This is a genomic window from Streptomyces sp. NPDC002825 (assembly GCF_040295385.1).
In the GTDB taxonomy this organism is placed as follows: Bacteria; Actinomycetota; Actinomycetes; order Streptomycetales; family Streptomycetaceae; genus Streptomyces.
In genome coordinates this window covers 13,812-32,262 of record NZ_JBEOVH010000006.1, presented here as the reverse complement: position 1 = coordinate 32,262, position 18,451 = coordinate 13,812, and the positions used below count along the sequence as shown (strand labels likewise).

Genomic DNA, 18,451 nt, shown 5'->3' with positions numbered 1-18,451 from the left:
CGAAGGTTCACCACCGTACGCACCGAGGGAACGCCCCCACCGCAGCGAGAGGACCCATGAACCCCGCGTACGCGACCGTCGACCACACCTTCACCGTCCCCCTGGACCACCGGGCCCCCGACGGCCCCACCCTCCAGGTCTTCGCCCGCGAGGTCGCCGACCCGGCCCGCGCCGGTGAGGAACTGCCCTGGCTGCTCTACCTCCAGGGCGGACCCGGCGGCAAATCGCCCCGGCCGTCCGCCGGTACGCCCGGCTGGCTGCCACATGCCCTGAAGACCCACCGGGTGCTGCTCCTCGACCAGCGGGGCACCGGCCGTTCCAGCCCGGTCACCGCGCGCTCCGCCGCCCGCTTCGACTCCCCGCAGCGCCTCGCCGGCCATCTCGCGCACTTCCGCGCCGACTCGATCGTCGCCGACGCGGAACTGATACGCCGCGCACTCTGCGGCGACACCCCCTGGGAGACCCTCGGCCAGAGCTACGGCGGCTTCCTCACTCTTACCTACCTCTCCCGGGCCCCGCAGGGGCTGCGCGCCTGCTACGTCACGGGAGGCCTGCCGGGGCTCACCGCCACGGCCGACGACGTGTACGCGCGCACGTACCCCCGGGTCCGCGACCGCGTCCTGGACTTCTACGCCCGCTACCCGCAGGACGCTCCCCGGCTGCGGAAGATCGCCGACCTCCTCGCGGCCGGCGACGTCCGCCTGCCGGACGGCGACCGGCTCACCCCGCGCAGGCTGCGCACACTGGGACTCGTCCTCGGCATGGGCGACGGCTTCGAGCGCCTCCACTGGCTGCTCGACGAAGCCCAGGACGCCGGCGGCGAGTTGACCGACACCTTCCTGCACCAGGTGATGACCCTGACCGGCTTCGCCGACGCCCCACTCTTCGCCGTCCTGCAGGAGAGCCTGTACGGGCAGGGCGAGGGCCCGACCGACTGGGCGGCCGCCCGCGCCCTGGACGACTTCCCCGAGTTCGCCGAGGACGCCGACCCCCTGCTGCTCACCGGCGAGATGATGTACCCGTGGATGTTCCGCGAGATCAGGGGCCTGCGCCCCTTCGCCGACGCCGCCGACCTCCTCGCCGCACGCACCGACTGGCCGCCCCTGTACGACCCGCGCCGCCTCGCGGCGAACGAGGTGCCGCTCGCCGCCATCGTCTACCACGACGACATGTACGTGGACGCGGGCCTCTCGCTGCGTACGGCCCGTGAGATCGGCGCCACGCGCGTGTGGGTCACCAACGAGTGGGAGCACGACGGCCTCGCGGCCTCGGGCGGCCGGGTCCTCGCCGGGCTGATGGAGAGGGCGGCGGGCCGGGCCTGAGAGAGCGGAGACCGCCGGCTCAGTCGGCGAGGGCGCGGCGGAGTACGGCCCCGAGTTCGGCGTTCTGGCGCTGTGAGACCTCGGCGGAGAGGATCGCCTGCGAGCCGTGGAACGTCCCGGGCCACTGGTGGATCTCGACGGACACGCCCGCCCGGAGCAGCCGGACGGCGTAGGCGAGGTCCTCGTCGCGGTTGGGGCAGTACTCGGCGGTGGCGACGTAGGCAGGCGGCAGGCCGGACAGGTCGGCGGCCCGTGCGGGGGCGGCGTACGGCGTGGCGGGCCGGGAACCCAGGTAGTGCCGCCACGCGGCGATCGCCTTGCCCCGGTGGAACCACGGCGTGTCCGTGAAGTTCCGGGCCGACCACGTGTCGAGCCGGTCGTCGAGGCCCGCCTGGTTGAGCAGCTGGAATCGGACCGGCGGCCCCTGTTCGTCACGCGCCCGCAGCGCCACCGCGGCGGCGAGTCCGCCGCCGGCGCTGTGGCCGCCGACCGCGATCCGCGCCGGATCGATGCCGAGCTCGGCGGCGTGCCCGGCGGCCCAGCGCAGGACGGCGTAGGCGTCGTCCAGAGCGGCCGGGAAGGGGTTCTCGGGCGCCAGCCGGTAGCCGACCGAGATCACCACCGCGCCGGAACTCTCCGCGATACGGGTCGCCCACGGGTGCTCCGTGTCCACGTCGCCCATGACGAAACCGCCGCCGTGCAGCCAGATCACGGCGCCCTGCGCCTGGCGCGGCCGGTAGATCCGTACCGCCACGTCCGGGTCGGCGGGCACGACACGGTCCTCGACCTCCATCCCGGAGGTGTCCGGTGCGGGCACGGCGGCCGCCAGACAGCCGAAGTACATGCGGGAGGAGACCGGGTCGGACAGATCGTTCTGCGGGAAGAAGGGGATGAACGCTTCGAGTTCGGGATCCATGACGGCCATCCTCCGTGCGCGCGTCCGCGCGATCACCCGCCGTCCGTCGCGCATCCCGCCCCGATCACGCGCCGATCGGCGCGCCTCGGTGTGGCCGTGCGTCTGCCATCCTTCTGCCATGGAGGCACTCGCCGTACGGCTGTCGGGACTCGATCCGTACGTGGACGGCGCGATGCGCATCGTGGCGTTCTACGACACCCTGATGCGACGCCGCGTCGATCTCGCGGCCCTCACCCGCGCCTCGGCGGGCCTGGCCGAATGCGTCGCCGGGATCCGGCTCCACGGCACCGGGCGTACGACCCGTGTCTCGCCGCACGGCACCCAGGCGTCCACCCCGCCGGCGCCCGCGTCCACCGAGGCACCGATCACCCTCGACGAGGAGGAGATCGGCACGGTCTGGCTGGAGAGGCCCGGCCCGCCCAACCCGCTCGACGAGGTCCTCCTCGACCGCTTCGCGATCGCGGCCGCGGCCGCCGCCGAACGCTACGGCCCCGCCCGCACCACCATGGCCGACCCCGCCCTCGTCGAACTGGTCGTCAGCTCCGACAGCGACGACGCCGCCCGGGCCCGCGCGCTCCGCCTCCTGGGCTTCGCCCCCGACCTCCCCGTCCACGTCGCCGCCGTACGCACCTGCCTGCCGCTCGACCGCGTCGGAACGCTCGTCTGCCCGGCCCGTCCGGTGAAGGCGGCCCCGCTCGCCGACGTGGGCGTCATCCTGGCCACCACCCTGGACCGTACGGGCTTTCCCGCAGGGGTACGAGCGGGGATCGGCGCCACCGACAGCCCCGACCGCTCCTGGCGCCGGGCCCGCACCGCGCTCCGCTTCACCTCCCCGCGCGAACCGGTCGTCCACCACAGCGACCTGGGCGCGCTCGCCCTCCTCGCGGACATCCCCGAGGACGCCGTACGGGACAACCCCGACGTGACCGCGATCTCCCGCCTGTCGCCGGAGGACCTGGAGACCCTCGACACCTACTGCGCCACCGCCTCCGTCCGCCGCGCGGCCGACCTGCTCCACCTCCACCACAGCAGCATCGCCCGCCGCCTCGATCACATCGGCAAGACCCTCACCCTGGACCTCACCGCCCCCACGGGCCTGACCCGCGCCCGACTGGCCCTCACCACCTGGCGCCTGCTCGACGACTGAACGACCACGTGGAGAAAGGGCGTTGACGGCTCGGGCCCCGCCTGAGAGTCTTCCTGCGATCATGAACAACACCCTCCTGCCCCCGCTGCTCACCCGGACCGCCGAGGAACGGCTGCACCGGGTCCTCGGGGCGTGCGTGATCGCCCGATGACCGCTGAACACCGCCTCACGTACGAGGCGTTCGTCGAACTCGCGTCCGCCGACCCGGCCGTCGTCGGTCTCGTCCTCAAGGGATCCCGGGCGCACGCGGGCATGACCACAGAGCACTCCGACCACGACCTGTACGTCGTCCTCGCCGAAGGCGCGTCGACGCCGCTCACCCGGTACGCGGGGCACCGCACCCGCGAGCTCGACCTCGTCCTCCTCTCCCTCGACTCCTTCCGGGACCTGGGAATGCCGGGTTTCGAGCGGTACGCCCTGGCCCGCGCCCGGGTCGTGCTCGACCGGCTCGACGGAGACATCGGCCGGATCCTGGCCGCCAAGGCCCGCCTCACCGCCGACGAAGCGTCCCGCGCCGCCGCGCCATGGCTCGACGCCTACGCCAACTCCCTCTACCGCTCGCTGAAGAACGACCGGGACGGACACGGTCTCGCGGCCCGGCTCGACGCCACCGACAGCATCGGCCACCTCCTTGAACTGCTCTTCGCGCTCGATCGTCGGCCTCGTCCCTACAACAAGTACCTGGAGTGGGAGCTCGCCCGGTACCCGCTGCCCGGCTGGGACACCGACGAGCTCCTCGACGCCGTGGGCCGCATCTCGGGGTCGGGGGACGCGTCCGCTCAACGCCGGCTCTTCGCCCGGGTGGAGGAAGCAGCCCGACGCCATGGACACGGCGAGGTGCTCGACGCCTGGGGCGAGGACCTGGAACTGATGCGCGGGCGGTAGGCGTACGGGCCGTTCTCGGGGGCGACCGAGGCGACCGGGGGTGGACGGAGCGCGCTGACCGCCTCCTCCGGTCCTCAGAGGCGCTTCGCGCTGCGCAGGGTCTTGGCGTAGTAGCCGTTGCCGTCGAGGCGGGAGACGCCGCCTATGTCGCCGATCGTGGGGCCGTTGACCTCCTCACGGCTGGAGACGAAGATCAGGTGCCCTTCGGTGTCGTGACCGAGGACCATGCCGACGTGGTCGAGCCGCTGCCCGGTGCGCGTGTCGAGCTTGAAGAAGACGAGGTCGCCCGGCTGCAGCTGGTCGATGGCGGTGGGCCGGTCCTGGGGGGCGATCCCGGTCAGCGGCAGCACGTCCACGCCCTGGTCGGAACGGGCCATGCCGTTCGCCGTGCGCGGCAGGCCGTCGCCGGACTTGTCCGAGGACATCAGCGGGTAGCGCGCGCGGTAGCCGAGGACCATGCGCATGTAGCCGGAGCAGTCGAGGGACCGGGCCCGGATGGCCTCCGGTGTACCGACGGAGCCGTCCCGGAAGGGGTACGGGAGGCCCAGGTAGTCGTAGAAGTCGGACTGCTCCAGGCGGAGGTCCCCGCCCTCGGCCCCGGTGGTGTTCAGCGGGCCGAAGTTGGCGTCGCCCGCGAAGACACGGCCCTGCTCGTCCTTGCGCTGGGCCGCACCCGCCACGTACTGGAAGGCGAACGCGAAGATGTCGTCCTCCTTGCTGCCCGCGTTCTCCGCGTACCAGTCCTTGAACCACTTCTCGTTCTCCGCGCCCTTGGCCCAGGGCTTCGGCATGAGCCGGATCCAGTCGGTCGTGGAGACCTTGGAGGCCGTGGAGGTGGGCTCGGCGAAGGTACGCGCCGGGCCCGTGAGCTTCGCCGTCCGCGCGCCGTCGGTCAGAACCGCCTCGACCTGGCCGTCGGCGCCGCGGAGCACGCTGCGCGCGGGGTTCTCCAGACGGGACCATCGCTCCCCGCCCGTGGGTTCGGCCGCACCCGCCTGGTTCCCGGTCCCGTTGAGCACGCCGACGTTGCGCACCTCGGTGACGCCCTGGTCCTCCTGCTTGCGCAGCTCGAGGGTGAGGTACCCCGAGGTCGCGACGAGCCCGAGCACCGCGAGGCCCGAGAGGAGCGGGCGTGACTTCTTCTTCCCTGCCATGGTTCTTCCTTGGTTGTCAGGCGGCGGCGGGCATGACGCCGAGCAGCAGGCCGGCGGCGACGACGATGTAGGCCAGGAGCGAGACGGAGGCCGTCGCCAGGAGCGTGGGCCCCTTGGGCTGGCGGACCAGCTGGTAGGCGATGAGGCCGGGCACGATGAACCCGAGGGTCTGGTTGCCGTACAGCAGGGGGAACTCGAGCGAGAGGACGATCATCACCGTGGCCTGCAGGAGCACTCCGAGGAGGACCACCGCGGCGAACAGCCGCTTGCCGTAGAGGATGACGAGGCGCTGCATGACCTTCGTACCCGCGTAGGTGAGTGCCGTGACGCCCACGACCATGGCCGCGCGCTGGAGGTCCTCGATGAGGGTGAGGGCGAGCCAGCCCGGGGTGATCATCCCGCCGGGGGAGAGGTTGGTCGTGAGATAGCACAGCAGGGAGAACAGCAGACCGATGGCGATGCCCAGGGCGGCCATCTCGGGGGTCAGTGCGGCGGTGGTCAACGGGGGCTCCGGGCGCGGTTACGGGTGGTGAGGCGGGCGGTCGGCGGGGACCGGCGGGTCAGGAGTGCGGCTGGGCGTGGTCGTCGCCCCCATGGGGCGGCTGGTGGAACCAGTCGAACGACTCCTCGGGGCCGGGCACGCTCCATCCGTCGTCGGGACCGCGACGGGCCGTGAGCACCACCGGTCCGGGATGGACGTCGGTGGTCGGCTGGAGCGGGATGCGCACCAGGGGGATCTCCTGGGTCTGGGCGGCCTGGTACCGCTCCTCCTGGGCCAGGGGGTACGAGGCGTACGGGTCCAGGCGCGGCGGCTGGGCGTGGCCCGCCGGTGCCGTCTGCGGCCAGGTGCCGTCCGCGTCGTGGTCGGCGGGGTGGTCGGCGCCGGCGTCGGTGCTGTCGTCGGCCGGGAGTTCGGCGAGGTATTCGAGCAGCTCCTCGCCCTGGCCGTGGATGTTGCCGATGGCGACGAGCGAGGAGCCGTCGGGCATCCGGTCGAGCAGGGCCGGCATGAACTCCTCGGCCGGGCGCCGGTCGCCACCGAGGTCGACCGCCCGGTCCCGCCAGGCGGCGGGGATGGCGTCGATGGCGCTCTTCGAGGGGTGACCGATGACGAAGACGTTGTCCGGCCGCAGGTCGGGGATGATCTCGCCCATCTGCCCGTTGCGTTCGACACGGTCGGGCCGGCAGTTGATGACGACGTTCAGCGGGCGGCTGATGGCTCCGAGGTCGAGCAGCTGGTTCACGTTCATGAGGGTCGACTCGGGGTCGTTCGCCGCGAAGACGTTCGCGAAGGCGAGCCGCCGGTTGCCGGGCGTGACGTAGCGCTCGACCGAGAGCACACCGGGGTCCGGCGGGGCGTCGTACATGCCCTGCAGCGCGACCTCCCGGTCGATGCCGAGGAGCTCCGCGACGGCGAGGGCGATCGCGACGTTCTCCTTGAAGGTGAACCAGCTGAAGCCGCGCAGCTCGGCGTCGCTGACCGTCTCGGGGTCGGCGTAGACGAGCCGGCAGTTCCGGGCGTCCGCCTCCTCCTGCAGGATGTGGAAGCGCTCCCTCTCCGCGGTCACGCAGACGCCGTTCTCCGGCATGGAGCGGGACAGGGAGCGGGCCACGTCGTCCAGGGTGGGGCCCATCTCCGCGAGATGGTCCTCGCGGACGTTGCACAGGACGCCGATCGTCGAGCGGATCAGCTTGCTCTGGTTGACCTCCTGCAGCGCGGGCATGACGGCCATGCACTCGATGACGAGGGCGTGCGGCCGGTACGTGGCGGCCCGCCGCACGATGCCGATCTGCTCCACCACGTTGGCGATGCCGAACTTCCGGTAGACGGGCTCCTCGGTCGCGTCGGGGTGGATGAAGCGCGCCGCCGTGCCCGTCGTCTTGGCGACGGTCACGAGACCGCCGCCGCGCAGCGCTCCCGCGCACAGCCGCGTGATGGAGGACTTGCCGCGGATGCCGTTGACGAGCACCCGGGTGGGGATGATGTGGAGGGCGGCGTAGTGCCGGCGCTGTTCCACGATGCCCGCGATCAGCAGGAGCACTCCGCTGATCAGCAGGACGAAGTACAGGTAGAGCACGGACTTGTCACCTTCCGCCGACGCCGGGCCGGGTCTCCGCGGACCGGCGCGCGTGGTTGTGTCTGTGGGCCTGCGCCTGCTGGCGCAGCAGTTCGAGGCTGCGGACGACGGCGCCCACCTCGTCCTGGTACCGGGGGTACAGCACGGTCTTGAGGTCGCCGTCCACGAGCTTCTCGGCGCTGACGGCGAGGGCGCGCAAGGGCCGTATCACCACGAGGTGGACCCAGCCGAGGCAGAAGATGATCGCGGCGAGCCCGAGCATTCCGGCGAGGACGCTGCGGTCCTCGCGCTCGTACGGGGCGATCTGGAAACGTGCCGCGTCCTGGCGGCTGACGACGGTCCAGCCGATGTCGGCCGTGACGCCGCCGCCGGAGAACGGGGCGGCCGCGGCGACGGTGACGCCGTTCCCCTCCCGGATGAGCAGTCCGTTCTCGACGGGACCCGCGCCGACCCGCATGCCGGCGGCCCGGACGAGGTCCTTCAGGGCGCCGTCCGGGAGTTCCTCGAACGCCAGGAAGCCGTTGCCGGCGGCGACGGTCTGCCCGGCGGAGTCCAGCACACGGACGTCTCCGAGGCCCGGCCGGGCGAGGAGCGAGTCGAGGAAGTCCACCCGGATCTCGCCGACCAGGGTGCCGCCCTCCCGCTCCGGCAGCGGAGCGCCGGCCTGGACGATCGGCTCCTTGCCACCCTGCCCGGACACCCGGACCAGCGGCAGGTCCTTGCCGCGCTTCCAGTCGTGGGGATCCGAGCCCGCCCGCGCGCCGACCTCACCGTCGGCGCCCACGACGTACAGGGCCCGGTAGCGGGGGTGCTTGAGGAGCGCCTCCTCCAGGAGCCGGCCGGTGTCCTCGTGGTGCTCCTCCGTGATCAGACGCGAGGTGGAGACGAGGTCGGCCTGCGCTTCGTTGAGCGCCCTGCGCAGACGGTCGGCGATCAGGTCCGTACGGTCCCGCTGGTCGTTCACCATGGTGGTCGGCACGCTGACCGAGTCGTCCGTACGGTTCAGGAGCAGGCCGACGGGCACGCACCACAGGAGCAGCAGGGCCGCCGTCACCACCAGCGGACCGCGGCCGCCGACCGGGGTCCGGGGGCGGGGGGCGGCCCCGGAGCCCGCGCCGTCACCGGCGAGCTGACGGCGCAGGCGCTCGAGAGCGGCACCGATGCGGGCGGCCTCTCCCCAGCGGGGCACGGAGACCGGACGGGTCAGATCGCCGCGGGCGAGCCGGCGGGACTCCAGGAACAGGCGCAGCAGCGGCCGCTGCACGGTCGCCCACAGGACGGTCACGGCGAGGAGCCCGAGCAGCACGAGGACGCCCGCAGCCGCCAGGCCGTACAGTTCGAGGCCCTGGTCGGAGGTCTGCTGCTTGACCACGGGCAGCAGCGCCACCACCGTGAGCCCGAGACCTGCCGCCTGGCTGTGCTTCTCCTCCGGGTTGGCGGAGGCGAGCGAGGCGTAGCCGGCCGTGGCGACGCGGCCGTTGTACTCGCCGCCCAGGAGGGTGCCGCTGACGCCGGGGTAGCCCCGCGAGCCGGGCTCCTTCGCGCGGACGGGGTGCTGCTCGGTGCGCACCGCGGCCTGGTCGGCCAGGCGGCTCATCTGCTGGTGGAGGAAGGAGAGCTCCTGGCGCTCCTGGTCGGAGTTGAGGGCTTCGGCCTGCTCGAAGCCGGCCGTGCCGAGGATCTCGCCGTTCTCGGCGACCACGGCCATGCTGCGGAAGGGCCCGAGGTTGATGGCCGGCACGGACAGGCTGCTCGATGCGAGCAGCAGCTGCTGCGGCCGGTCGGGCCAGTCCAGCACGGCCATCGTCATCAGGCGCACGTCGCCGGCCTGGAGCCGCACCATGCGGGGCGTCAGCGCCTTCTCGCCGAGGAGGACGTCCTTGTCCAGCCAGGAGAGAGGAATCGTTTCCCCTCGCGCGGCGAGAACGTCCCCGCTCTCCAGGTCGACGATCGTGGTGCCGGTCCACTTCTGGTAGGTGCGGCCCAGGTCCGAAAGGATCCGCTCGGGCTTCACCGGGCGTCCCGCGCTGAGCGCGGCGGCGGTGCGGTCCAGGTCGGTGACCCGCTCGTCGATCGAGGCGCGCAGCGCGATGGCGCCGTCCTCGGCGAAGTACTGCTGAGAGGAGAGCACCGCCGTCGGCACGACCGTGTCCTTGCCGGGGCCGAGCACCTTGGCCGTCAGGCCGGCCAGACCGAGGACCAGCACACACAGGACCGCGATCGGCGGACGGATGCCGCCCAGGAGAGGCATGTCCGCGCGCCTGCGGCTCCGGCGCCGCCCTCCGCGCACGCGGTACGCGGCATTACTCGATGTCACTGCTGCTCTTTCCTGGTTCCTGCGGCCGCCGCACACCAGGGCCGCCGCTGACGCGGGCCCGGCTCGGCTGTGGTCACGCGCGCACGCGGTGCGCGCGGGGGAGGGACGGGGGTGACGGCTCAGTCCTGCAGGGAGAGCTCGGCCAGGCCGTCGCCCCCCGGAGCTCCCCGGTTGAAGAGGAAGCCGCGCGTCCGCTCGGCGGCGAGGCGGTAGCGGGAGAGCCGGTCCGCGGTGAGGCCTTCGGGGTGGTCGAGCATGTGCCGGACGTCCACGAGCCGGTGTTCCTGGACGGCGCCCTCGGGGAGCTTCTCACCGGGCTCGGCATCGGGCGGAACGTCCACCAGCGTGGTGCGGTAGCGGGCGGACACGTCCCACCCGGAGGTGGTCTCCCGGAACTCGAACCAGCCGATCGCCCCCTCCTCGGTCAGCCCCGTGGGCGTGGAGTGCCGGGCCACCTGGTTGCCCAGGCTGTAGGCGACCCACTTGCCGTTCAGCTTCTGGATCGGCTGCACCACGTGCGCGTGGTGACCGATCACCAGATTGATGCCGGTCTCCTTGGTGATCCGCTCGGCGAGCTCCAGCTGGGGGACGCTCGGCTCGTTGTAGTGCTCCAGGCCCCAGTGGAGCGAGAGGATCACCACTTCGGCGCCCTGCGCCCGGGCCCGCTTCTCGGCCTTCTTGATCTCGTCCGTGCCGATCCGGTTGAAGGACCAGCGCTCCTTCGCGGACGTCGGGTTGAGGAAGGACTCCCACGAGTAGGCCAGGTGCGCCACCTTGACGCCCTTGACGTCGCGGATGTTGATCTTCTGGGCTTCCTCGGGCGTACGGGCCGAGCCCGTGTGGCCGAGCCCCACCCGGTCCATCGCGTCCAGCGTGTTGCGGATGGCCTTGAGGCCGTGGTCGTTGGTGTGGTTCGAGGCCGTCGAGCAGGTGTCGTAGCCCACGTCCTTCAAGGTCGTGAGGATCTGCGGCGGCACCAGGAACTCCGGATAGCCCTGCCAGGGCCCCCGGGGGGAGCCGACGGGCGTCTCCAGATGACAGATGGCCAGGTCGGCCCTGCTGATCACCGGCTTCACACCGGCCATCAGGGGGCCGAAGTCCAGTCCGGCCTGCCCCTGGCCCGTCTTCTTCGCGTCCCGGGCGCCCTGCTCGACCAGCTCCGGGTGGATGAGAACATCTCCGGCGGCGGCGACGGTGAACGAACGTCCTCCCGGCTTGCTCTGCGACTCCGTCGGGGTGGACGCACAGCCGACGGTGAGAGCGGCGAGGGCCGCCGTCACTGCCAGCGCACGACCTATGGGGAGAGAATCGCAGAATGTCACCGGCCGATCCTCACATGAGTCTCAAGATCAACTTCCTTGTGGGCGTTACGAGATCATCACTTTTTCTTCACTTCCTCGCTGTCGCGGGACTCGCTCTGGCGCTCGTCGGCTGCCAGTTCGCGGCACCGGGCGGCGCGGAATCGGAACGCCCTCGCGGCCGTGAGCTCGTGGACCTCGACGGCCGGATCGTCGCGTACGCCCAGCAGGCCGGAGACCGTGCGCCGTACACGCCCCCCAGCGCTGCCCAGCGCGAGCGCCTCGCCCGCGGCGTCGGTCATCTGCTGGACGGCGAGCGCGCGGAGGCCGAAAAGGACCTCGCCGCCGTCGGCTTCCATGTGACGGGGCTCACCGACGCCGGCTCCGGCCGCCGCTACGACGAGGTCGCCGCCCTCGCGGAGGGGGCCCCGGCGCGATGGGGACGGCTGTACGTCGACGCCGACGCCGGCATCCGCTGGAGCGTGCAGGTGCCGCACCCGGTGGCCGACCGCGGCACCGAGTCGCTCGGCGCCCGGCTCCTGGAGGAGACTCCGGGCGGCACCCTTGTCCTCGCCGGCGCCCATCGCACCTCCGGCCGCGGCGACGCGGCGGACGTCGCCCACCGCACCGACAGCGCCTTCCACGCGATCGTCACGGAACTGCAGAAACGAGGCGTTCCCGGCCTTCAGCTGCACGGCTTCGCCAAGGACGCGAAGCGCCCCTACGAAGCCATCCTCTCCACCGGCGCCGTCGAGACCGCCCCCGCGGAGGCCGCGGCCCTGGCCTCCCACATGGAGACGCGCGGCCTCCGCGTGTGCAGGGGCTGGGCCGACCGCTGCCCCCTGGAAGGCACCACGAACGCCCAGGGGAAGGCGGCCCGACGCCACCACACGACCTTCATCCACGCGGAACTCTCTCCGGCGGCGAGGGCCGACGGCGCGACGGCCACCAAGACCCGGACAACCCTCTCCGCCCTCCTGGACACATGGACGGCCCAGGGACGCTAGCCCGTCATCGGGGAGCGGTCTCCGGGCCGGTCTGCTCGGGGAGGGCGGGTGCCAGGAACTGGCGGGCCTGCAGGTTGTACGCCTCCCGGAAGGCTCCGGTGCCGAAGGCCGGGTCCATGAGCTGTTCGAACGTGCCGTGCTCGACGACCCTGCCCCGCTCCAGGACGTAGATCAGGTCGGCGTGGCGGACGCTGTGGAGGCGGTGGGTGATGAGGACGGTGGTCTGGCCCGTACCGGAGAGCCGGTGGATCTGGTCGAAGACCCGCTGCTCGGCGACCGGATCCAGGGCGCTGGTCGGTTCGTCGACGACCAGGACCTGTCCGTCCCGGTACCGGGCCCGGGCGAGGCCGATCTTCTGCCACTGTCCGCCGGAGATGTCCTGACCGCCCTGATAGCCGCGGGCGAGCAGCGTGTCGAGGCCGCGGGGCAGCTTGGCCACCACGTCGTCGGCGCCCGCGTAGGCGGCCGCCGCGTCGACGTCGCGGTCGTCGATCGCGCTGCCGGGCCGGCCGATCCCGATGTTGACCCGGGCTGTGAACGGCCATCGCTGGAAGTTCTGGGCGACCATCGCGACCCGGGAGAAGAGCCGGGCCCGGCAGGCCTCGGCCGCGTCCACCTCGCCCCACATCACCCGGCCGCTCGCGGGCATGTGCAGACCGCACAGCAGCTTGGACACCGTCGTCTTGCCGGACCCGTTCTCCCCGACGAGGGCCACGGTCCTGCCGCGGGGGATGACCAGGTCCACCTCCCGCAGCGACGGCTCCGCCGCCCCCTGGTAGGAGAAGCTGACCTTCTCGAAGCGGATCGCGTCGAAGTCCTCCGGCAGGTCCACGCCCGCCTCCGGGATCGCCCGCCGCTCGGCCTCGGTGCAGAGCCGTTCCAGGTCGGCGACGAAGAGGGACTCCTCCTGGAGGTCGGCGACGCGCAGCACCAGGTCGGTGATGCTCGCCGACCCGGCGCGGATCGCGAGCACCGCCGTACCGCCGACGGCGAGCGCCATCTGGCCGTTCCAGAGGAGGAGGCCCAGGACCGCGTACGCGGCGACCGTGGCCACCCCACGGGCGCCGTCGGCGAGCAGTCCCGTGCGGGCCCCGACCCATGCGAGCCGGGTCTGTTCCCGCTCGCTCGTCTCGGCCATGCCCCGGAAGTGTTCGAGGAGGAACGGCCCCACGTCATGGACCCGGACCTCGCCCGCCGCCTGCTGGTCGATCAGGAGCCGGCTGAGCAGCTGTGCGGCGCGCGTGTGCTGGACGAACCGGTGCCAGCTCTCGTACCGCGCCCGGGCCATCGTCAGGGATCCCCACGCGCTCGGCAGCGCCATCGCCACGAGCAGCGGAAGCAGCGCCGGGTGCAGGACCGTCAGCACGCTCGCGGCCGCGATCAGCGAGATCGCCGAGGCGACCACGGCCGTGCAGTAGCCCACCATCCGCCGGGCCGCGTCGGCGCCCCACTGTGCCGAGTCCATCAGCTTGTGGAAGGCGTCGTCCTCGATCGCGTCCATCTCCACCCGGGCGACGAGACCCAGGTACCGCTCGGTGGCCACCCGTTGGACCTTCGGCTCCAGGATCCCGGTCGAGGCGGTCGACGCCGACGTGAGCAGGGAGGAGACGACCGCCATCACCGAGACGAACACCAGGGACGGCACGGCCGCCCGCAGGCGGTCGACGAGGATCCCCGAGGCCAGCAGCTCGGTCAGCAGCGAGTTCACCGCGACCAGCGAGAAGGCCTGCGCGACACCGCGGCCGATCTCGCTGACCGCCACCGTGGAGAGGGCGCGCCGGTCCGCCTGGCGGGCGAGCCGCACGGCGATGCCGACCTGGCGGGGGAAGCTCACGGCCATGCGCCACATGCCCAGCTTCACCCAGGTGCCGCGGTGCTGGCTCCAGCCCTGGTCGTAGGCGAGCTCGCCGCCGAACAGCAGGCGCTCGGACGCCGAGACGGTCTCGGTCGGGGGCGGGGACGAGGCGGCGTGATCACTGTCGGGAAGGGGGCACATGGCGTTCTCCGGGGGCCGGGGGCTTGGCTGTCGGAGAGCTCAACGACATGGCCGACCCGGTCGAACACATGTGTTTCGGTCGGGGCCCGAACCCCGAGGCAGAGCGAATGGGCGTTCGTGCGGGATGCATCGACCCGTGGGGGAGGCGGGTCGTCCCCTCGCCGGAGGGTGGCCGAAACGCCACCGCAGCGCCTCGCCGGCGCTGCGGTGGTCCCGCAGTGGCGCAGACTCCTGCGGCGACTCGGGCTCCCCCCCGTGACCCCGGCTCCCCTCGTGGCCCAGGCTCCCCGTGACCCCGGCTCCCCGCCTGGCCCAGGCTCCCCGTGACCCCGGCTCCCCTCGTGGCCCAGGCTCCCCGTGACCCCGGCTCCCACCGCGGCTCAGGCTCCCGCGGTGACTCGGGCTCCCGCGGTCACTCAGGCCCCGCCGTGACTCAGGCCCCCGCCGTGACTCGGGCCCCCGCGAGTTCGGCGTTCGCGCGCTGCGTGAGGAGGGTCAGGACGCGGCCCGCGACCGCGAGGTCCTCCGCCGGGATGCCGGCGTACAGCCGGGCGGAGATCTCGGCGGTCTCGGCGGTGGTGGTCTCGTACAGCTCCCGTCCGGCGTCCGTGAGCCGCAGTCGGGAGTCGGTCGCCGGGTCCTTCTCGAGCAGCTTCGCGGCCGTCATGTCGTCGATGACCCCGCGCACGACCGACTCGTCGGCCTTCAGTGAGCCGATGACATCGGCGACGAGTTCGTCCCGGCCGGTGGAGTCGCCCGCGACGGCGGCGGCCCGCAGCGTCACGCTCTGCTCGAACGTGATGCCGTGGCGGGTCAGTACGCCCTCCAGGAGGGCGCGTGCGGAGTAGTGCGCCAGGGCGATGACCCGGCCGTTGGTCGTGGGTGCGGTGGTGGTCATGACTGCTCCTCGTCGTTGTCGGTGCGCGGATCGAGCGGTGCGTCGAGCAGGGCGGCGAGCTCGTGGGTGAACTGCCGGGCGCGCGGGCTGTGCTGTCCGCCGAGCGGCTCCAGCATCTGGTCCAGGAGGCCCTGGACCACCGTGATGGCGCGGCGGGTGACGTCGCGCCCCTGCTCGGTGAGGGAGAGCCGCATGGCGCGCGGATCGTCCGGGTCCCGGGTGCGGGCGACGAGTCCGGCCGCCTCCAGCGCGCGGGCGAGCTTGGAGACGTACAGCGCTTCGAGCCCGGTGTGGTCGGCGAGCTGCCGCTGGCTCGGTTCGAGCCCCGAGCGCGCCATGCCGTACAGGGACCCCATCAAGGAGTACTGCGCATGGGTCAGGCCCAGGGGAGCGACCGCCCGGTCGACGGCCACCCGCCACTTCATCGACAGGCGCCAGACCAGGAAGCCTGCCGTGGCGCTCTCGTTTGCTGAACTCACGAGAGATACTGTACATGGCTACTATGTCCATGGCTACTATTTCTGCAGCCGCGTCCGACGGGCAGGGCCGCCCGCCGGACGCGGCGGTGGGCTACCGCCCCTTCGCGGCCGCCTCGGCCGCGGGGGAGTCGGGGCCGCAGGACAGGCGGGCCGCCTCCGCAGCCGCGGCTTCGTCCGGCTTCGCGTTCGTGAGCGTCGTGGAACATTCCACGACGCCGGACCCGTCCGTGGTCCAGCTGATCGCGCGACCCACCGCCTGCTTCCCGTTGCCGCAGGTGTACCGGAAGTCGGCGACGACCTGTCGTACCCAGCTGAAGTCGACGAAGGTGCCGGCGCCGTCGACGCTGGTCGTGCCGGACCGGAGTCCCGGTCCGGGCCTGTGGACGTCGGCGAATCCGTAGTCGCCGCCTCCGGTGGCGTCCGGGTCGCCGATGTGCGCCCCCAGCGAGCGGAGCGTGGCCTCCGCGTCGACCCGCGGGCCCTTCTCGTAGGTGACGGCGGTGACCGGGGTGTGGAGCGGTGACAGTCGGTGCGTCAGTGCGCCGCCGCCCTCGCCGAGCTTCTGCCGCTCGGCGACGCCGGTCAGCACCTCCCGCGTGTCGACGTCGAACCAGGTGTACGTGCCGTTCGCGCAGGCCGTGCCGATCGCCCGGGTGGCCCGCTCGGCCGCCGTCCCGCCGGCCTGATCCGTGCAGCCCGCCGTGCCGGTGAGCAGCGCGGCGACCGCGCACGCGGACAGACCGGTCTTCGTGATCTTCATGTCGGTGTCCCCCTGGTACCTCGCGCCATTGGTCGATGGCGGATCTCGATCTTTTCGGCGGGGTGCCTACCGGACAAGGGACTTGAGCCACTTCTGAGCTCGGTCGCGAGACCGCGGTCCCGCCCCTTGTCCCGAGGGCTCCGGCCAGAAAGGGAGGGCGCCGAGCTGCCGCAGCTGGGAGAGGACGTCCACGGCCCCCCCCGGATCTCGGCGATCCGTCCCTTCGCGACGAGGTCCGGGTCGCCGCTGTTCGTGGCCGCGTGGAAGCGCTTGACCACCGCGATGCCGCTCGCTGCCTCTCTTGCCGGTAAGCGAAGCCTCCTTCTGCTCTCGGAGAGGGCGTTTCGTCAGTACGACGGCAGGGTGGTCGGGGATGTGACACGGCGCGGCCGGGCGTCGGCGGGGCCGTCCGGCGTTCCGGAATGTGGAGCGGCGGTAAAGCGCGGTAAAAGTCCTGGCCGGCGCGGTGCGGTTCCCGTACGGAGCGTTTACGCCGTCTTGGCGCGTTCTTAGCGCTCTCACACCCCGTCCCGGCGTGTCGGAACGACGGATTCCGCAGCGGACAGGCCATTGACCTGCGGTTCTGCTCACGCTTCCATTCAGCCCGGGAGCCCCGGAAACACCTGATCACCAGCCGCCTCGGAGGCGATACCGCTCCCGCTCAGAACCGCCGCTCGCATCGATCGGAACCGCCTGATGACCGACACCCTCAGCGCACCGCACGCGTTGGCCCCTCATACCGGCCCCGTGCCGCAGAAACTCAAGCGTTCCATCGGTGTCGTGGGCGGCACATTGCTCACGCTCTCGTGCGTGACGCCCGCCTCCACGCTCTTCGTGGTCGTACCCGACCTGTTCGACGGAGTCGGCACGTACGCCGCCCTCACCATCGCCATCGGCTCGCTGCTCTGTATCGGCGTGGCGTTCTGCTACTCCGAGCTGGGCACCCTGATCCCCAGCGCGGGCGGCGAGTACGCCATCGTCTCCACCCTCTCGGGCCGTCTCGCCGGCTGGCTGGTGTTCGTCCTGTCCCTGCTGGTGGTGATGATCGTGCCACCGGTGATCGCCATGGGGACCGCCGACTACCTCGCACCCCTGGTACACATCCCCGCCCCGATCGCCGGCGCCGGCGTCATGCTCCTCGCGACCCTCGCGGGCCTCCTCGACCTGCGCGCCAACGCCTGGATCACCGGCATCTTCCTCGTCCTCGAGGTGATCGCCGCGGGCATCGTCGCGGTGCTCGGCTTCTCCCACTCGGAGCGGGGCATCGGCTCCCTCGTGCACGGCCAGGTCGCCGCCGAGGGCGGCACGCACTCGCTCGTCACCGGCGCCATGGTCGTCTCCGGCCTCGCCGTCGCCCTCTTCATCACCCAGGGCTTCTCGACGGCCGTCTACCTCTCCGAGGAGCTGGAGAACCCGCGCAAGTCCGTGGCCCGCACCGTGCTCGCCACCCTCGCCATCTCGACCGCCGTCATCCTGGTCCCCGTCATCGCCATCACCCTCGGCGCCGGCGACCTGGAGACCCTCACCGGCGGCGACATCAGCGGCATGATCGCGGCCTGGTCCAACTCGGCCGTCGGCACCTTCATCAGCCTCTGCGTCGCCCTCGCGATCATCAACGCCGGCATCGTGATGGTCATCCAGAACTCCCGCGTGCTGTTCGCCTCCGCCCGCGACAAGGCCTGGCCGGAGCCCGTCAACAACGCCCTGTCCCGCCTCGGCCGCTTCGGCTCCCCGTGGGTGGCCACCCTGCTGGTCGGCCTCCCGGGCGCGGCCCTGTGCTTCGTCAACCTCGACACCCTCTACGGCGTCACCGGCGTCTCCGTCACCGGCATGTACCTGCTGGTCGCCGTCGCCGCCCTGTTCAGCCGCCGGGGCGCGCACCGCGAGGTGGCGGCGTGGCGCATGCCGCTGTGGCCGGCCATCCCGGTGCTCCTCATCGCCGTCCTCGCGTACGTCCTCTACATGCAGGACGCCGAGTACCTGCTGTGGACCGGCGGCATCACGGCGGTGGCCACCCTCTACTGGGCGCTGTACCTGCGGCCGCGCAAGGACACCCGCTGGCTGGTCAGCATCCCGGAGGACGAGCAGGTCTGAGCCTGCCGACACCGTCCGACCCGAGGGCCGGGGCGCTTCCTGCGCCCCGGCCCTCGGGCGTATCCCGGTCGACGCAGGCAGGCGTGACGATCACTCCGTA

Annotated in this window: 15 protein-coding genes; 5 read left to right on the top strand and 10 right to left on the bottom strand. The window is 72.2% G+C overall.

What is annotated here, in order from left to right; genetic code table 11:
* Window positions 1-56: 56 nt before the first annotated feature.
* On the top strand, window positions 57-1,322 hold the full coding sequence (locus ABT041_RS10215) for an alpha/beta fold hydrolase (RefSeq protein WP_351182066.1): 1,266 nt from the start codon (window positions 57-59) through the stop codon (window positions 1,320-1,322).
* A 19-nt stretch (window positions 1,323-1,341) separates the two neighbouring features.
* Here ABT041_RS10215 and ABT041_RS10210 read toward each other — a convergent pair whose 3' ends face one another.
* Window positions 1,342-2,238 carry an alpha/beta hydrolase gene (locus ABT041_RS10210; protein ID WP_351182063.1) on the bottom strand — a complete coding sequence of 299 codons (897 nt, stop codon included), beginning with the start codon at window positions 2,236-2,238 and terminating at the stop codon, window positions 1,342-1,344.
* A 118-nt stretch (window positions 2,239-2,356) separates the two neighbouring features.
* On the opposite strand from ABT041_RS10210, the gene ABT041_RS10205 reads away from it, so the two are divergent.
* Both ABT041_RS10205 and ABT041_RS10200 read left to right on the top strand, forming a co-directional pair.
* A complete protein-coding gene (locus ABT041_RS10205) occupies window positions 2,357-3,385 on the top strand; it encodes a helix-turn-helix domain-containing protein (protein ID WP_351182060.1) in 1,029 nt (342 codons plus the stop codon).
* Between the two features lie 147 nt (window positions 3,386-3,532).
* Entirely contained in the window at window positions 3,533-4,270 is a 738-nt protein-coding gene (locus ABT041_RS10200; RefSeq protein ID WP_351182058.1) for a hypothetical protein, read from the top strand.
* A gap of 74 nt (window positions 4,271-4,344) precedes the next feature.
* Here ABT041_RS10200 and ABT041_RS10195 read toward each other — a convergent pair whose 3' ends face one another.
* From ABT041_RS10195 to ABT041_RS10175, 5 genes are all read right to left on the bottom strand, one after another.
* The gene (locus ABT041_RS10195) at window positions 4,345-5,424 is read right to left on the bottom strand and encodes a C40 family peptidase (RefSeq protein ID WP_351182055.1); all 1,080 of its coding nucleotides are present in this window, start codon (window positions 5,422-5,424) and stop codon (window positions 4,345-4,347) included.
* Window positions 5,425-5,440: 16 nt separating this feature from the next.
* The gene (locus ABT041_RS10190) at window positions 5,441-5,926 is read right to left on the bottom strand and encodes a poly-gamma-glutamate biosynthesis protein PgsC/CapC (RefSeq protein WP_351182053.1); all 486 of its coding nucleotides are present in this window, start codon (window positions 5,924-5,926) and stop codon (window positions 5,441-5,443) included.
* Window positions 5,927-5,984: 58 nt separating this feature from the next.
* Window positions 5,985-7,502, bottom strand: a complete 1,518-nt coding sequence (gene pgsB / locus ABT041_RS10185; protein ID WP_351182050.1) for a poly-gamma-glutamate synthase PgsB — start codon at window positions 7,500-7,502, stop codon at window positions 5,985-5,987.
* 7 nt (window positions 7,503-7,509) lie between these two features.
* A complete protein-coding gene (locus tag ABT041_RS10180) occupies window positions 7,510-9,753 on the bottom strand; it encodes a HAMP domain-containing protein (RefSeq protein ID WP_351182047.1) in 2,244 nt (747 codons plus the stop codon).
* 185 nt (window positions 9,754-9,938) lie between these two features.
* On the bottom strand, window positions 9,939-11,141 hold the full coding sequence (locus ABT041_RS10175; RefSeq protein ID WP_351182045.1) for a CapA family protein: 1,203 nt from the start codon (window positions 11,139-11,141) through the stop codon (window positions 9,939-9,941).
* A gap of 14 nt (window positions 11,142-11,155) precedes the next feature.
* Here ABT041_RS10175 and ABT041_RS10170 point away from each other — a divergent pair, with 14 nt between their 5' ends.
* On the top strand, window positions 11,156-12,124 hold the full coding sequence (locus tag ABT041_RS10170) for a hypothetical protein (protein WP_351182043.1): 969 nt from the start codon (window positions 11,156-11,158) through the stop codon (window positions 12,122-12,124).
* A gap of 4 nt (window positions 12,125-12,128) precedes the next feature.
* Here the strand turns inward: ABT041_RS10170 and ABT041_RS10165 are convergent, their stop codons facing one another.
* The 4 genes from ABT041_RS10165 to ABT041_RS10150 form a co-directional block, all read right to left on the bottom strand.
* On the bottom strand, window positions 12,129-14,120 hold the full coding sequence (locus ABT041_RS10165) for an ATP-binding cassette domain-containing protein (protein ID WP_351182040.1): 1,992 nt from the start codon (window positions 14,118-14,120) through the stop codon (window positions 12,129-12,131).
* Window positions 14,121-14,553: 433 nt separating this feature from the next.
* Window positions 14,554-15,018, bottom strand: a complete 465-nt coding sequence (locus ABT041_RS10160) for a MarR family winged helix-turn-helix transcriptional regulator (protein WP_351182037.1) — start codon at window positions 15,016-15,018, stop codon at window positions 14,554-14,556.
* Complete coding sequence (locus tag ABT041_RS10155) at window positions 15,015-15,497, bottom strand: MarR family winged helix-turn-helix transcriptional regulator (protein WP_351182034.1); 483 nt, start codon at window positions 15,495-15,497, stop codon at window positions 15,015-15,017. The genes ABT041_RS10160 and ABT041_RS10155 overlap by 4 nt, the downstream gene beginning before the upstream one ends.
* A gap of 91 nt (window positions 15,498-15,588) precedes the next feature.
* Window positions 15,589-16,257: a hypothetical protein gene (locus ABT041_RS10150; protein ID WP_351182031.1), complete on the bottom strand. Its 669-nt coding sequence runs from the start codon at window positions 16,255-16,257 to the stop codon at window positions 15,589-15,591.
* 696 nt (window positions 16,258-16,953) lie between these two features.
* Between ABT041_RS10150 and ABT041_RS10145 the strand changes: the two genes are divergently transcribed.
* On the top strand, window positions 16,954-18,351 hold the full coding sequence (locus tag ABT041_RS10145; RefSeq protein ID WP_351182028.1) for an APC family permease: 1,398 nt from the start codon (window positions 16,954-16,956) through the stop codon (window positions 18,349-18,351).
* Window positions 18,352-18,451: the final 100 nt, after the last annotated feature.

Excerpts from the sequence above, each read along its gene's own strand:
- ABT041_RS10215 (WP_351182066.1), top strand. The coding sequence starts at position 57 with ATGAACCCCGCGTACGCGACCGTCGACCACACCTTCACCGTCCCCCTG.
- ABT041_RS10210 (WP_351182063.1), bottom strand. The coding sequence starts at position 2,238 with ATGGATCCCGAACTCGAAGCGTTCATCCCCTTCTTCCCGCAGAACGAT.
- ABT041_RS10205 (WP_351182060.1), top strand. The coding sequence starts at position 2,357 with ATGGAGGCACTCGCCGTACGGCTGTCGGGACTCGATCCGTACGTGGAC.
- ABT041_RS10200 (WP_351182058.1), top strand. The coding sequence starts at position 3,533 with ATGACCGCTGAACACCGCCTCACGTACGAGGCGTTCGTCGAACTCGCG.
- ABT041_RS10195 (WP_351182055.1), bottom strand. The coding sequence starts at position 5,424 with ATGGCAGGGAAGAAGAAGTCACGCCCGCTCCTCTCGGGCCTCGCGGTG.
- ABT041_RS10180 (WP_351182047.1), bottom strand. The coding sequence starts at position 9,753 with ATGCCTCTCCTGGGCGGCATCCGTCCGCCGATCGCGGTCCTGTGTGTG.
- ABT041_RS10170 (WP_351182043.1), top strand. The coding sequence starts at position 11,156 with ATGAGTCTCAAGATCAACTTCCTTGTGGGCGTTACGAGATCATCACTT.
- ABT041_RS10165 (WP_351182040.1), bottom strand. The coding sequence starts at position 14,120 with ATGTGCCCCCTTCCCGACAGTGATCACGCCGCCTCGTCCCCGCCCCCG.
- ABT041_RS10160 (WP_351182037.1), bottom strand. The coding sequence starts at position 15,018 with ATGACCACCACCGCACCCACGACCAACGGCCGGGTCATCGCCCTGGCG.
- ABT041_RS10150 (WP_351182031.1), bottom strand. The coding sequence starts at position 16,257 with ATGAAGATCACGAAGACCGGTCTGTCCGCGTGCGCGGTCGCCGCGCTG.
- ABT041_RS10145 (WP_351182028.1), top strand. The coding sequence starts at position 16,954 with ATGACCGACACCCTCAGCGCACCGCACGCGTTGGCCCCTCATACCGGC.